The sequence below is a fragment of the Aeromonas sp. s2 genome (genome assembly GCF_040907935.1).
Lineage (GTDB): Bacteria > Pseudomonadota > Gammaproteobacteria > Enterobacterales > Aeromonadaceae > Aeromonas > Aeromonas dhakensis.
On record NZ_JBFOCR010000025.1, the window covers coordinates 93,655 to 106,470 of the forward strand.

The 12,816-nt window shown below is 62.3% G+C and carries 10 protein-coding genes and 1 pseudogene; 5 read left to right on the forward strand and 6 right to left on the reverse strand.

The window, feature by feature from the left end:
- Nucleotides 1-4 precede the first annotated feature (4 nt).
- A complete protein-coding gene (locus tag AB5Y81_RS19485; protein WP_017785115.1) occupies nucleotides 5-979 on the forward strand; it encodes a LysR family transcriptional regulator in 975 nt (324 codons plus the stop codon).
- Here AB5Y81_RS19485 and trpS read toward each other — a convergent pair.
- On the reverse strand, nucleotides 958-1,971 hold the full coding sequence (trpS, locus tag AB5Y81_RS19490; RefSeq protein ID WP_279485096.1) for a tryptophan--tRNA ligase: 1,014 nt from the start codon (nucleotides 1,969-1,971) through the stop codon (nucleotides 958-960). The genes AB5Y81_RS19485 and trpS overlap by 22 nt on opposite strands.
- A 191-nt stretch (nucleotides 1,972-2,162) precedes the next feature.
- Nucleotides 2,163-2,597, reverse strand: coding sequence for a universal stress protein (locus AB5Y81_RS19495; protein WP_010635648.1), 435 nt, complete (start codon nucleotides 2,595-2,597; stop codon nucleotides 2,163-2,165).
- Nucleotides 2,598-3,033: 436 nt separating this feature from the next.
- On the opposite strand from AB5Y81_RS19495, the gene fabV reads away from it, so the two are divergent.
- On the forward strand, nucleotides 3,034-4,221 hold the full coding sequence (fabV, locus tag AB5Y81_RS19500; RefSeq protein ID WP_201882064.1) for an enoyl-ACP reductase FabV: 1,188 nt from the start codon (nucleotides 3,034-3,036) through the stop codon (nucleotides 4,219-4,221).
- 18 nt (nucleotides 4,222-4,239) lie between these two features.
- Here fabV and AB5Y81_RS19505 read toward each other — a convergent pair whose 3' ends face one another.
- On the reverse strand, nucleotides 4,240-6,030 hold the full coding sequence (locus tag AB5Y81_RS19505) for a GGDEF domain-containing protein (protein WP_279485517.1): 1,791 nt from the start codon (nucleotides 6,028-6,030) through the stop codon (nucleotides 4,240-4,242).
- A 209-nt stretch (nucleotides 6,031-6,239) separates the two neighbouring features.
- Here AB5Y81_RS19505 and ftnA point away from each other — a divergent pair, with 209 nt between their 5' ends.
- Both ftnA and AB5Y81_RS19515 read left to right on the forward strand, forming a co-directional pair.
- Nucleotides 6,240-6,764: a non-heme ferritin gene (gene ftnA / locus AB5Y81_RS19510; protein ID WP_005307011.1), complete on the forward strand. Its 525-nt coding sequence runs from the start codon at nucleotides 6,240-6,242 to the stop codon at nucleotides 6,762-6,764.
- Nucleotides 6,765-6,927: 163 nt separating this feature from the next.
- Complete coding sequence (locus AB5Y81_RS19515; protein WP_162513137.1) at nucleotides 6,928-8,112, forward strand: NAD(P)/FAD-dependent oxidoreductase; 1,185 nt, start codon at nucleotides 6,928-6,930, stop codon at nucleotides 8,110-8,112.
- 187 nt (nucleotides 8,113-8,299) lie between these two features.
- Here the strand turns inward: AB5Y81_RS19515 and AB5Y81_RS19520 are convergent.
- Nucleotides 8,300-9,520: pseudogene (locus tag AB5Y81_RS19520) on the reverse strand (MFS transporter).
- A gap of 275 nt (nucleotides 9,521-9,795) precedes the next feature.
- On the opposite strand from AB5Y81_RS19520, the gene leuE reads away from it, so the two are divergent.
- On the forward strand, nucleotides 9,796-10,434 hold the full coding sequence (gene leuE, locus AB5Y81_RS19525) for a leucine efflux protein LeuE (RefSeq protein ID WP_017780353.1): 639 nt from the start codon (nucleotides 9,796-9,798) through the stop codon (nucleotides 10,432-10,434).
- A gap of 43 nt (nucleotides 10,435-10,477) precedes the next feature.
- Here leuE and AB5Y81_RS19530 read toward each other — a convergent pair whose 3' ends face one another.
- Together AB5Y81_RS19530 and AB5Y81_RS19535 are read right to left on the reverse strand one after the other, a co-directional pair.
- Nucleotides 10,478-11,167 (reverse strand): fimbria/pilus periplasmic chaperone, encoded by a 690-nt coding sequence (locus AB5Y81_RS19530; RefSeq protein WP_017780354.1) that lies wholly within the window; start codon nucleotides 11,165-11,167, stop codon nucleotides 10,478-10,480.
- Between the two features lie 23 nt (nucleotides 11,168-11,190).
- Nucleotides 11,191-12,816, reverse strand: a complete 1,626-nt coding sequence (locus AB5Y81_RS19535; protein ID WP_026141427.1) for a hypothetical protein — start codon at nucleotides 12,814-12,816, stop codon at nucleotides 11,191-11,193.

Genomic DNA, 12,816 nt, shown 5'->3' on the forward strand with positions numbered 1-12,816 from the left:
ATCGATGGAACTGCCCCTTTCCCGCCTCGACCTCAACCTGCTCACCGTGTTCGACATGCTGATGCAGGAGCGCAACGTCACCCGTGCCGCCGAGCGGCTGCACCTCTCCCAGTCCACCGTCAGTCATGCGCTGGGGCGGCTGCGAACGGCGCTTGACGACCCCCTGTTCGTGATGAGCCGGCGCGAGATGATGCCGACCGAGCGGGCCAAGGCGCTGGCCGGCCCGGTGCGCCAGGCGCTGGCCATGCTGGAGCAGGGGTTGCGGCAGGCCAAGGGGTTCGACCCCGCCAGTGCGCGGCGGATCTTTCGCATCGCCACCCCGGGTTCAGTGGAACACGGCCTGGTGCCGGCGCTGGTGGAGCGGTTGCACCGGCATGCCCCGCACTGCCGGCTGGAGGTGTGCGAGCTGGCGGACAGCGACTATGAGCGGGAGCTGGAGAAGGGGGAGCTGGATCTGGTGATCGGTTTCGCCGATGCCAACCACCTCTCGCCCCGGCTGTGGCGCGAACCCTGGTTCAACAACCCGCTGGTCTGTCTGTCGCCCCTTGGCAGCGAGCTGCCGGACGTGCTGGGGCCGGACGATCTGGTCAGCCGGCCCCACATCCACACCTCCAGCTGGGGTCACAGCCAGGCCATGGTGGATCTCTGGCTGGCCCGCTTCGGGGTGGAGCGGGAATTGGGTGTCCGCCTGCCGAGCTTTATGGCGGTGCCGCCGCTGATGGCCACCGGCCGCTATCTGGTGGTGGTGCCCGAGATGATCGGGCGCCACTTCTGTCGTTACTACCCGCTGCGCCTGCACCAGCTGGACCCCGCCATCCCCATCGTCTATCTGATGGCGGGCCACCCGCTCACCGCCCATGACGAGGCGATCGGCTGGTTCAAGGGGCTGTTGCACCGGCTGGCGTTCGAGCGCTACGGCGCGGATGCGCTCGGCAGCCCGGCGCAGCGCGGGGCGGATCAGTTCAATCCGGCGAAGTAGTCGAGCCCCATTGCCCCCTTCACCTCGGCCAGCACCTCGTCGGTCAGGGCGCGCGCCTGCTCGGTGCCCTGCTGCAACAGGCGCAGCAGCTGGCGCTTGTCGGCGATGGCCGCCTCGCGCCGTTCCCGCATCGGGGCGAGCAGGGTCTGCAGGCAGTCGTTGAGCATCTGCTTGCAGCGCATGTCCCCCAGCCCGCCGCGCTGGTAGTGGGCCTTCATCTCGGCCACCAGCGCCTTGTCGGGGTGGAAGGCATCCAGATAGGCGAACACCGTATTGCCCTCCACCTGACCCGGATCGCTCACCTTGAGGTGATTGGGGTCTGTATACATGGCGAACACCGCCTGCTTGATCTCGTCGCTCGACATGCCGAGCTCTATGGTGTTGCCGAGGGACTTGGACATCTTGGCCTTGCCGTCGATGCCGGGCAGGCGGCCGGTGTCGCTCAGAATGGGCTGGCACTCGGTCAGCACCTCCTTGCCAACCAGAGAGTTGAAGCGGCGCACTATCTCGTTGGTTTGCTCCAGCATCGGCAGCTGATCCTCGCCCACCGGCACATGGGTGGCGCGAAAGGCGGTGATGTCGGCGGCCTGGCTGACCGGATAGATCAGGAAGCCGGCCGGCAGGCTGCGCTCGAACCCTTTCTGCTGGATCTCCGCCTTGACGGTGGGGTTGCGCTCCAGCCGGGCGACGCTGACCAGGTTGAGGTAATAGGTCGTCAGCTCGGCGAGGGCGGGCAGGGCGCTCTGCAGGCAGAAGGTGGTTTTGGCCGGGTCGAGGCCGGCGGCCAGGTAGTCGGCCATCACCTCCAGTACGTGATCGGTCACCTTGGCAGGGTTGTGGCCGTTGTCGGTCAGCGCCTGCAGATCGGCGATCATCACGAACTGGCGGTAATTGTGCTGGGCGGCCACGCGCTGGCGCAGCGAGCCGACGTAGTGGCCGATGTGCAGTTTGCCGGTGGGGCGGTCGCCGGTCAGGATAACGGGGTTGTGCATGTCACTCTCTCCAGTTGGGTGAGCCGGGAGGCGACAAAGGGATGAAAACAATGACCGCCTCTCGGCGGTCACGGTGTTTTCTTTGGGAAATTTTACATAGAAAAGCAGTGCCGCCTGTTTAAGAGCAGCACCACCAGTAGTTGTGATTGAATGAGGTCATATTCATGGCAAATGAAACTACGCCTGTTTGATCACTTCTGCAAGGGGACGACCAGCAGATCGCAGGGCACGGTATTCATCAGCTGACGCGCGCTCGACGTGAGCAGGCTCCAGAAGCTCTGACGGTGGCCGCACACCAGCAGGTCTATCTGATAATCCCTGACCGCCTGGTTGACCCGCTCGCTCAAATCGCCGCAGATCACCAGCTTCTTCTCGATGGGGTAGTCCACCGACGCCAGGAAGGCTTCCAGCTTCTCTTTCGCCTCGGCGATCACCTGGTCCTGCACGTTGTCGATGTCGATATCGATCATCTCGGTGTAGAGATCCTTGAGGTCCACATCGACATGGATCACCGACAGCTTGGCGCCGTTGGAGCGGGCCCGGTCGACCGCCTTCTCGATCACCTTGCGGTTGTCTTCCGACAGGTCGATCGCGGCCAGTATGTGTTTGTAATAGGTTCCATTCATGGGAGTTCTCCTCACTGATCCTGAGTCCACTATACCAATGTCTGCTGAAACTAAAATGGTGTCCCCGGCACAGTTTTGGGATTTAAAAGAGTTTCCTATGGAGCTTGCTGTCGATGATGGGCAATAAACTGGCGATAAATCGAACAGGAGTTTGAAGCAGGTCACACCCGCCGGCTTGCCCGTAGCCGGTGACAGGCATAGGATGTGCCCGTGTTTCGCAATGAACACAAAACAACAAAAAGCATCTGAATACCGCTTTGGGGAGCCTCGCGCTCCCTTTTGTTTTTCTGCCCTCTTCCCGCCGATATTCCGCCCGACATCAAGGTAATCCCGCCCCGCTTGGTTATGCTGTAGCCAGTTCCCTTGGCAAACCGTGGCGCGCCGCTGCGTCCCACGGCCGTTCCTGCTGTCGTGTTCCTTTCCCGGAGACTCCTTGATGATCATTCATCCACAAATCCAGGGCTGCGTCGCCCGCAACTGTCACCCCATCGGCTGCCGCGCCGCCGTGCTGCAGCAGATCGCGCGGATCCGGGCGGCGGGCCCGTTCAACGGGCCGAAACGGGTGCTGGTGCTGGGCGCTTCGTCCGGCTTCGGGCTGGCGTCGCGCATCGCCCTGGCCTTCGGGGCCGGCGCCGACACCATTGGCGTGTCGTTCGAACGCGGCCCCTCCGACAAGGGGCTGGGTAGCGCCGGCTGGTACAACAACATCTGGTTTCGCACGGAGGCGGAACAGGCTGGCCGCGTGGCCATCAACCTGATCGGTGACGCTTTCTCAGACCAGATGCGTCAGCAGGCCATCGACGTCATCCGCCAGCAGCTCGGGCAGGTGGATCTGGTGATCTACTCGCTGGCGAGCGGCATCCGGGTACTGCCTGACGGTACTCAGGTGCGCTCCGTGCTCAAGACCACCGGGCAGCCCTTTCGCGGCTGGGGGCTGGATCTGGAACAGGACACCCTGGTGCAGCAGTCGCTGGATCCGGCCACCCCGGAGGAGATCCGCGACACCGTCAGCGTGATGGGGGGCGAGGATTGGCAGCTCTGGCTGCAGGCACTGCAGCAGGCGGATTGCCTGGCGCCCGGCGCGCAAACCGTGGCCTACTCCTATATCGGCCCCGAATCGACCTACCCCCTCTATCGGGACGGCACCATCGGCTATGCCAAGGAGCACCTGCACGCCACCGCCGAGACCATCAACCTGCAGCTGGCGGAGATCGGCGGCCACGCCTGGGTGTCGGTCTGCAAGGCGCTGGTGACCAAGGCGAGCGCCTATATTCCGGTGCTGCCTGTCTATCTGGGCTTGTTGATGGGGGTGATGAAGGAGCGCGGGGTACACGAGGGCTGCATCGAGCAGATGCAGCGGTTGTTCGCCAGCAAAATGTACGGCCCGCAAGGGGTGGTGGCTGACGGCAACCGGCTGATCCGGATGGATGACCACGAGCTCGACCCGGCCGTGCAGGCCGCCATCTCGGCGCTCTGGTCCAAGGTGACGCCGGACAACTTCCACGCGCTGGGGGATTTTGCCGGGCTGCGGCAGGACTTCATGCAGCTCAACGGCTTCGAGCTGGCGGGGGTGGACTATGGCGAGCCCGTGGATGTCGCCTCCCTCAGCGAGCTGCAGCCCTGAGTCAGGGGAGGCTGCGGCTCAGGCCACGCTGCTGGCCAGTGCCTCCGGTTCTTCGGGGCTGCTAGGCTCCGCGGCCAGTATGGTCTGATTGCGGCCCTGGCGCTTGGCCTGATACATGGCCATGTCGGCCCGGTGGATGAGCTGGCCCAGCCCGTCATCGGTGGCCGAGCGGCCGGCCACCCCGATGCTGATGGTCATGCGCGGCTGTTCGATCTGGCCGATGCGCTGGCGCAGTTGCTCTGCCAGATACCAGCAATCCGCCGCCGGCAGCGGCACCGCTACCAGAAACTCCTCGCCACCCAAGCGCCCCACCAGCTGCTGGTCGGGCGCCCAGGATCTCAGCTCCCGCGCCAACCGCTGAATAGCTCTGTCCCCCGCCTGATGGCCGTGACGGTCGTTGATCTGCTTGAAGTGATCGATGTCGATGATGATCAGGGTGAGCGGCCCCTCCTGCTGCCAGCGGCTGGCCAGCCGCTCCAGCAGGGCACGGCGATTGGGCAGCTCGGTCAGCTGATCGAAGGTGGCCAGCTTGTAGAGGTGGCGTGAGCTGCGGTGCAGCCGATGGGTGGTGAGTCCGAGCAGCAGCAGGGCACCGGCCAGCAGGCCGACCAGCATCAGCTGGTAGTGGCGGGCACTCTGCTGATGCAGCAGCTGCTGGCGCTTGTTCTCGTTCTCCTGTTGCAGCACCCGGTTGCTGGCCTCGCTGCGGGCCAGATCCATCTCGGCCTGGAAGGCGGCGGCATGCTGGCTCAGGGTCTGGTTGAAGTGCTGCTTGTAGTCGCTCACGTATTCGCTGAGTGCCTGGTAGGCCTCCGGGTAGCGCCCCTGGTCCGCCAGCAGACTGGCCTGCAGCGCCTTGCTGGCGGCCCCCGCACTCCCTTGGCTGGTCAGCACCTGCAGCGCCAGCTGTTTCTCGCCGCTACCTTGCAGCGCCCGGGCCCGGGTCTCCTGCAGGCGCGTGCCGGCTTCCGGGTAGCCCAGCTGCCGATATAGCGCCTGTGCCTCGTCCAGGGTGCGCAGGGCGCCGGCCCAGTCGTGCTGGGCGTTGAGCGCCATGGCCTGATAGCCGAGGATGATGGCTCGGTAATCCGGCGCCAGCTCCGGGTTTCTGAGCAGGTTGTCCAGCAGCCGCCTGGCCTGGGCGGGTCGATCGGTATCGATATAGAGCCGCGCCATGTTGGCGCGGATGATGATCTGGCTGTTGGGTTCGCCCAGCTGCACCATGCGTTGCAGCGCCTCCAGATAGTAGCCTTCGGCTTCCCGCGCCAGGTTCAGATCGGCATAGAGGTTGCCGAGGGTCATCAGCAGGCGGGCACACTGCAAGCTGGCGATGGGGGAGTCCGGTACCGATTGTTTGAGGCGAAAGGCGGTCTTGAGTTCGGCGATGGCCGGGCTCAGTTGCTGGGTGCGGTAGAGGGCGAGCCCGTTCAGGGCGTGCCACTCCGAGGTCTGCTGCGGATGGCCGGCAACGGCGGGTCTGAGCTGCTCCAGCAGGGTGAGCGCCTGATCCGGCGCCTCGGTGTCCAAGGTGAGGGCGATCTGCTGCAAGCGAAAGTCGAGCAGGCGCAGGGTCTCCTGCTGGGCGCTGGCCAGCCCGCGGGCCCGGGCGTTGTCGAGCAGGGCCTGTGGATAGCGCCCCAGTGCCGCCTGGGCCAGGGCTCTGGCGTAGAACAGCTCCATCTCCTGCGCCGGTTCGGCGTCGAGGCGCTGCAGATAGCCGACGGGATCGCGCGCCGCCTGCAATTCAGCCTCTTTCAGCAAGGAGGGAGCTGCCTGCAACTGGGTCATCCAGAGCAGCGCCAGTGCCATTATGAATCTCATTGAATCCTTTCCCCGACCACTGGCGCCATCATAATGGCTGAATCCACCTACACCATGTTTCTTTGCTTCTCTATAACCGTATGGGGGATAGGATGAGGCGAAAAGCTGTCACAACTGAGAGCTCGGGCAGCGGTATCTGGTTGCTTCATAACGAAACTGTGGCGACAATCGTGACCAAATCACAGTGGAGAATCATCATGTTGGCCAAAGCCATGATCGAGAAGTTGAACGAGCAGATTAATCTTGAATTCTATTCCTCCAACCTCTACCTGCAGATGAGCGCCTGGTGCGAGGACAAGGGCTTCGAGGGGGCGGCCACCTTCCTGCGCCAGCACGCCGTCGAGGAGCGTCAGCACATGGAGCGCCTGTTCACCTATGTGAGCGAGACCGGTGCCATGCCGCTGCTGGGCGCCATCGATGCCCCTCCCCACGAGTTCAAGTCCCTGGGCGACATCTTCCGCACCACCCTCGAGCATGAATACCACATCACCAAGTGCATCAACGGCCTGGCTCACGTGGCGTTCACCACCCAGGACTACTCCACCTTCAATTTCCTGCAGTGGTACGTGGCCGAGCAGCACGAAGAGGAGAAGCTGTTCAAGAGCATCGTCGATCGTCTGAGCCTGGTGGGCGAGGACGGCAAGGGCCTCTACTTCATCGACAAGGAGCTGGCCGAGCTGGCCAAGGGCGCCCCGGCCAGCATCATGGATGGCAACGCCTGATAGTCGTGGACACTTAGTGTTCAGCCAGTACAATGACGGCCCCTCTTAACAGGGGCCGTTTTCTGTTGCTGATGCCCTGAAACCACTGGGCTGGTTTCTGCCGGGTACAATGACGGTCTCTCGTTTGAACAGGGGCCGTTTTTCTTTGGATGGGTGAGTGATGATGAAGCAGTTTGATGTGGTGGTGATCGGCGCCGGGGCGGCCGGCTTGATGTGTGCGGCCCAGGCCGGTTATCGGGGCCGCTCCGTGCTGGTGCTCGACAACGCCAAGAAGCCGGGCCGCAAGATCCTCATCAGTGGCGGCGGCCGCTGCAACTTCACCAACCATCAGGCCGGCCCCCACGCCTTTCTCTCGGCCAACCCCCACTTCTGCAAGTCGGCGCTGGCGCGCTATACCCAGCAGGATTTCATCGATCTGGTGGACCGGCACGGCCTGAACTATCACGAGAAGACCCTGGGCCAGCTCTTTTGTGACGAGAGCGCCAAGGAGATCGTCGACATCCTGCTGACCGAGTGCGACTGGGCCGGCGTGGCCCTGCAGTTCCAGACCGAGATCCTCACCGTCAGCAAGGGCGAAGAGGGCTTCGTGCTGACCACCAGTCAGGGTGAGATAACCTGCCACTCGCTGGTGGTGGCCACCGGCGGCCTCTCCATGCCGAAGCTCGGTGCCACCCCCTACGGCTTCAAGCTGGCGGAGCAGTTCGGCCTCAAGGTGCTGCCGACCCGTGCCGGGCTGGTGCCCTTCACCCTGCATCAGGCAGATAAAGAGGCCTTCGCCGATCTGGCCGGAGTCAGCCTGCCGGTGGCGGTGACCGCCGAGGATGGCACCTGCTTCAAGGAGGCCATGCTGTTCACCCATCGCGGCCTCTCCGGCCCGGCCATCCTGCAGATCTCCTCCTTCTGGCTGGCGGGGGAGAAGATCCACATCAACCTGCTGCCGGAGCTCGACATCGCCGCCACACTCAGGGAGTGGGCCCAGGCCCATCCGGCGCAGGAGCTGAAAACCGTGCTGGGGCGCGAGCTGCCCAAGCGCTTCGTCGACAAGCTGGTGGAGTTGGGCCAGCTGGTCAGCAAGCCGATGCGCCAGTACAACGAGCGGGAGCTGGAGGCGGTGGCCACCCTGCTGGGGGATTGGCAGATCCTGCCGAACGGCACCGAGGGGTATCGCACCGCCGAAGTGACCCTGGGGGGAGTGGATACCAACGAGCTCTCCTCCAAGACCATGGAGGCGCGCAAGGTGGCCGGTCTCTACTTCATCGGCGAGGTGGTGGACGTGACCGGCTGGCTCGGTGGCTACAACTTCCAGTGGGCCTGGTCCTCCGGTTGGGTAGCCGGCCAGTACTGCTGATAGAGGCTGCTTCTGTATCGTCGATGAGCGCGATAGCGGCCTTCGCGATGGCAACTTCCAGTGGGGCTGTAGCCCCGGCGGCTGGGTAGCCGGGCAGTACTGCTGACCACCCCTTGCTCTCATCCACGTCAAACGCGGCCTCTCAGGCCGCGTTTTTTATGGGTTGCATTCCTCGCGGGGTGGCCCGCTATCCCTTTCTAAGGGTTGGCAAGAACACGGTCAGCAGGCCGATGAGCGGCAGGTAGGCGCAGACCCGGTACACGGTTTCGATGCTGGTGGCATCCGCCAGTTGGCCGAGCAGAGCCGCCCCTATGCCCCCCATGCCGAAGGCGATACCGAAGAACAGGCCGGAGATGGTGCCGACCTTGCCGGGCACCAGCTCCTGGGCGTAGACCAGGATGGCAGAGAAGGCCGAGGCCAGGATCAGGCCGATGATGACCGAGAGCACCGAGGTCCAGAACAGGTCGACATGGGGCAGTAGCAGGGTGAAGGGGGCGACGCCGAGGATGGAGATCCAGATCACCCGCTTGCGACCGATGCGGTCACCGATCGGCCCGCCGAGCACGGTACCTGCCGCGACGGCAAACAGGAAGGCGAACAGATAGAGCTGGGCGCTGTCCAGCGACAGGCTGAACTTGTCCATCAGGTAGAAGGTGTAATAGCTGCTGAGACTGGCCATGTAGAAGAATTTGGAGAACATCAGCAGGCCGAGGATGGTCAGCGACCAGCCGATCTGGCGGCGGCTCAGACCGTGACCGAGGTGCGCCTTCATCCGTTTGTGGAAGTTGGCGGCGTGGTGGCTGGACCAGCGTCCGACCAGGCTGAGCACGATGACGCCGACCAGGGCGAACAGCGAGAACCAGGCCGCGCTGCCCTGGCCCCGTGGCACTATGATCAGCGCGGCGAGCAGCGGGCCTATGGCCGATCCCAGGTTGCCGCCGATCTGGAACAGCGACTGGGCCAGCCCGGGCTAACTGCCGGCCGCCATGCGAGCGACCCGGGACGATTCCGGGTGGAACACCGACGAACCGATACCGATCAGCATGGCCGACAGCAGCACGGCACCGAAGCTGGCTGCCTGCGACAACGACAGCAAGCCGATCATCGTAAAGCCCATGCCGAACGGCAATGAATAGGGCATGGGCCGGCGGTCGGTGTAGAGGCCGATCAGCGGCTGCAACAGCGAACCTGTGAACTGGTAGGTGAGGGTGATGAGGCCGATCTGGGCGAATGACAGGTTGAGGCCGAGCTTGAGCAGCGGATAGATGGCCAGCAACACCGACTGCATCATGTCGTTCAACAGGTGCGAGAAGCTGATGGCAGCGATCACCGGATAGCTGGTGCGATTCAGGGCATCGTGCGCGGCAGCAGCGGCGAGTGGTTGATCGGTACTGAGGCTCTTTTCCATGAGGGCGGGTTCTGTGAATCTGGATATGGCTTAACATGCCTGATCCCGACGCGTCTGGACACCACAAAGTGGTGAGTGCGGGGATGTGAAGCCCAGATATGAACGGATCATTGCCCGGCGCTTGTGCTCGGCGGGCGGAGGATTAGTATAGAAACCTCGTCGTCGCATTATGTGGGTCGCTACCCGCCATGGAGGGATCATGTTTGAGAGCCTGGGAGTCATCAACGTCTGGACCTGCCTGAGCGGGCTCTTTTCCAAGTCCAGAGGGGCACGCCATGTTTGAGAGTCTGGGGGTTATCAACGTCTGGACCTACCTGGTCGGGCTCTTCTTCATCATCATAGCGCCGGGACCCAACTCGATTTATGTGCTGCGCACCGGGGCGAGCCGCGGCGTCGGCCCGGGCTACCAGGCGGCCCTCGGGGTCTTCGTCGGCGACGCCATCCTGATCTTTTGCGCCTATCTGGGCATCGCCTCCCTCATTCGCACTACCCCGCTACTGTTCACCCTGGTGCGCTATCTCGGCGCCCTCTATCTGCTCTATCTCGGGGTGAAGATCTTGTACGCCAACTTCATCGCCAGAGGGGAAGGGCAGGCGTCCGTGGTCGAGCACGGCGAGCGCTACTTCTCCAAGGCGCTTACTTTAAGCCTCACCAACCCCAAGGCGATCCTGTTCTACGTCTCCTTCTTCGTGCAGTTCGTCGACTTCAACTATGCCCACACCTGGCTCTCCTACCTGGTGTTGGCGAGCATGCTGGAGGCCATGAGCTTCGTCTATCTGACCCTGCTGATCTTCGGCGGCACCCTGATGGCCCGCTTCTTTGCGCGCAAGGTACGCCTCGCCAGACTCGGCAACGGCCTCATCGGCCTCTTCTTCATGGGCTTCGCCGCCCGGCTGGCTACGTTGTCATCCTGATGGTGAGGACATTGCCCAAGTCCGGGAGCCTGGTTGCTGGTGACTAATCCGGCCAACAGTCCTTGCCAACCCGCACAAAGCGGGATTGATGCACGATCAGCTTCTGGTTGCCTGGCTGACGGATCTTGGGGTTGTGATAGGTTTCGCCGGGTAGCAGATATTTGTTGTCGGCCAGGTTATCGGGCTGGTCACACCCTTGCTTCACCATGAATTCAAAGAAGCTGTTGCCGGTATTGGTGATGCTGCCCGTCATCTGATCGAGGCGGTATGCGAACTGTTCCTGGCGTGGTCTTACTACCAGGATGGACTGCAACGCTATGGTCATCTCGACCGAGCTGCGCTTGCCTGGGTGATCGGGTGTACCGGCCTGTGCCGCCGGTACTTCGGTGAAAACGACCCGGTAGTAGCGCTCCTGCCGATCGCCTGGCCCCTTGTAATAGAGTTTGACGTGTTGCCGCTGGTCGGGATGCAACACAAACCGCTTGGGGGCGAACAACAATTCGCCTGGGGCCATGGGCAGCATGGCCTCGTCCGCCGTCGGACTGGTGATGCGATACGCCGCGAGCTCGTAGAGCTTGGGTGTACTGGCGTTGTTGGTGACGGTGCGGGAGATGAACTCTTCATCGTGCTCCATGATGGCGGTCATGGGACCTATGTCGATGGCCCACGCCAGGGGGCCGGCCAGCAGCAGAGTCGTTAGTCCCAGAGTCAAACCGCGCGCCAAGTTTTTCATTGTCCTGAGATCCATGTTGATTGCTAACGCCAGCTGCCCTTGATGGTCAGGGTGCCGCTCTGGTGTCGTTCTCCTTCCCACATGCTGCCTTCCGTGGTTTGTGCGGCCCTCGGATCGGTCAGGTCAAAGTCCAGTGTGAGCAGATAGAAACGGGTGATGCCGGGATTGCCGTTGGGGTCCACCCAGTTGTGGGCCGGTTGGCTGTCCTTGATGGCGAGCGTCCTGATATCGACCGGCACCCGATCACAGCCGATCGGATGGCGGTAGTTGGCGCCATAACGGGTGGAATCGAACACCAATCTGGCTGGAATGGGCACCGCGTTCTCGGGCTCCTGGCTATCGGCTGGATAGAAGGTGCAGTAGCCCTGATAAGGGTTCCCCTTGTCCTGGGCCAGGATCATCTCCAGCACATCGGCCGAGACCGGGCCGCTGTCCGAAATATTGTATTGAAACGACAGCACGTCTTTACCGATCTCTCCCTCACGATAGGGATTGGTGATCCCTTCGGACGAGAGGATGGAGACGCTGAACTGGCGTGGCTTGATGATGATTTCCGTGGTGCCGCTGAACTCGTAATAGCCGCTTTCAGGGGCATGGGCATTGCGCATATTGAAGTTGATCAGGTCTCGGGTCAGCCGATCCTGCAAACCCAGTCGTACGACCTGCTTGAAGAAGTTGCCCGAGAGAAACAGGGATACGGATTGCTGGTTCTTCAGGTAGCGCGTCGTGTAGTCATAGCCATTCCAGGCCCAGTTGGTCATGTTGGCGGTGACTTGCACATCGGTGGCCGAGATGGCTGACTTGAGGCCTGCATCCTTGATATTGGTAAACAGATAGATGGGATCGAAGGTCTGGCTTCCATCTTCGATGAAGGTGTAATCGAGGAAGCGGCACAGCACTCCGCTGACATTATTCAGTACATAGTTTTCGCAGCCGCGGGAACCTGGCAATACATAGGGATTGCCATTGCTGTCGACGGTCACTTCGCTGATGGCGTTGGTTTGGGTGAACTTGATATGACCCGCCTTCTTGTGTTCTACCTTGCGAACATACCAGTATCCACTTGCCTGATCCTTGCAACGCGCCCCTGTGGCTGCGTTGAAACTGACCAGGGTGGCGCACAGGTTCATTTCACGCAGCAGTCTGCTGCCGACCGGCATGCTTCTCAGGTAGTCGAAGAAACTGGCGCTCAGCTTGGCATGGCCCCAACCCGCTGCCGCGCCAAGCAGACCGTAGAAGCCCTTGTCATCAACTACAGCAGGCTTGTTGACGGCCTCGGCCGTATTGGGATCGCAGCGAGCGTAGCTCATGATGCAGCGTTGGTTGATGTAGGGCTGGTTGATGGGCCCCTCTTCCCACATGTCCACATTCCAGTTATTGATGTCGGTGTTATAGCCGTTGTCGACATAAGCTAGGCTGACCTGGCGGGTGCCCTTGAGAGAGGTCCAGGCGTTGGCCCCGGTAAGGCGGGGATCGAGGGCATCAGTCGGGGCAACAAACAGGTTGTTGTCTTCCTGGTTTTCGATGAACAGAAAATTGCGTAGCGGCGCATCACCCCAGACGGTTTTGGAGACGGCGGCCTGGATGCCAGCACTGGCAAGCATGCCGCCGATAAAGCAAGCCGAGATACCTATTCTTGTCATGTTCAT

Coding starts and splice junctions, on each gene's coding strand:
- AB5Y81_RS19530 (WP_017780354.1), bottom strand. CDS start 11,167: ATGAAAAACTTGGCGCGCGGTTTGACTCTGGGACTAACGACTCTGCTG.
- AB5Y81_RS19505 (WP_279485517.1), bottom strand. CDS start 6,030: ATGGCACTGGCGCTGCTCTGGATGACCCAGTTGCAGGCAGCTCCCTCC.
- trpS (WP_279485096.1), bottom strand. CDS start 1,971: ATGCACAACCCCGTTATCCTGACCGGCGACCGCCCCACCGGCAAACTG.
- fabV (WP_201882064.1), top strand. CDS start 3,034: ATGATCATTCATCCACAAATCCAGGGCTGCGTCGCCCGCAACTGTCAC.
- AB5Y81_RS19485 (WP_017785115.1), top strand. CDS start 5: ATGGAACTGCCCCTTTCCCGCCTCGACCTCAACCTGCTCACCGTGTTC.
- ftnA (WP_005307011.1), top strand. CDS start 6,240: ATGTTGGCCAAAGCCATGATCGAGAAGTTGAACGAGCAGATTAATCTT.
- leuE (WP_017780353.1), top strand. CDS start 9,796: ATGTTTGAGAGTCTGGGGGTTATCAACGTCTGGACCTACCTGGTCGGG.
- AB5Y81_RS19515 (WP_162513137.1), top strand. CDS start 6,928: ATGAAGCAGTTTGATGTGGTGGTGATCGGCGCCGGGGCGGCCGGCTTG.
- AB5Y81_RS19535 (WP_026141427.1), bottom strand. CDS start 12,816: ATGAACATGACAAGAATAGGTATCTCGGCTTGCTTTATCGGCGGCATG.
- AB5Y81_RS19495 (WP_010635648.1), bottom strand. CDS start 2,597: ATGAATGGAACCTATTACAAACACATACTGGCCGCGATCGACCTGTCG.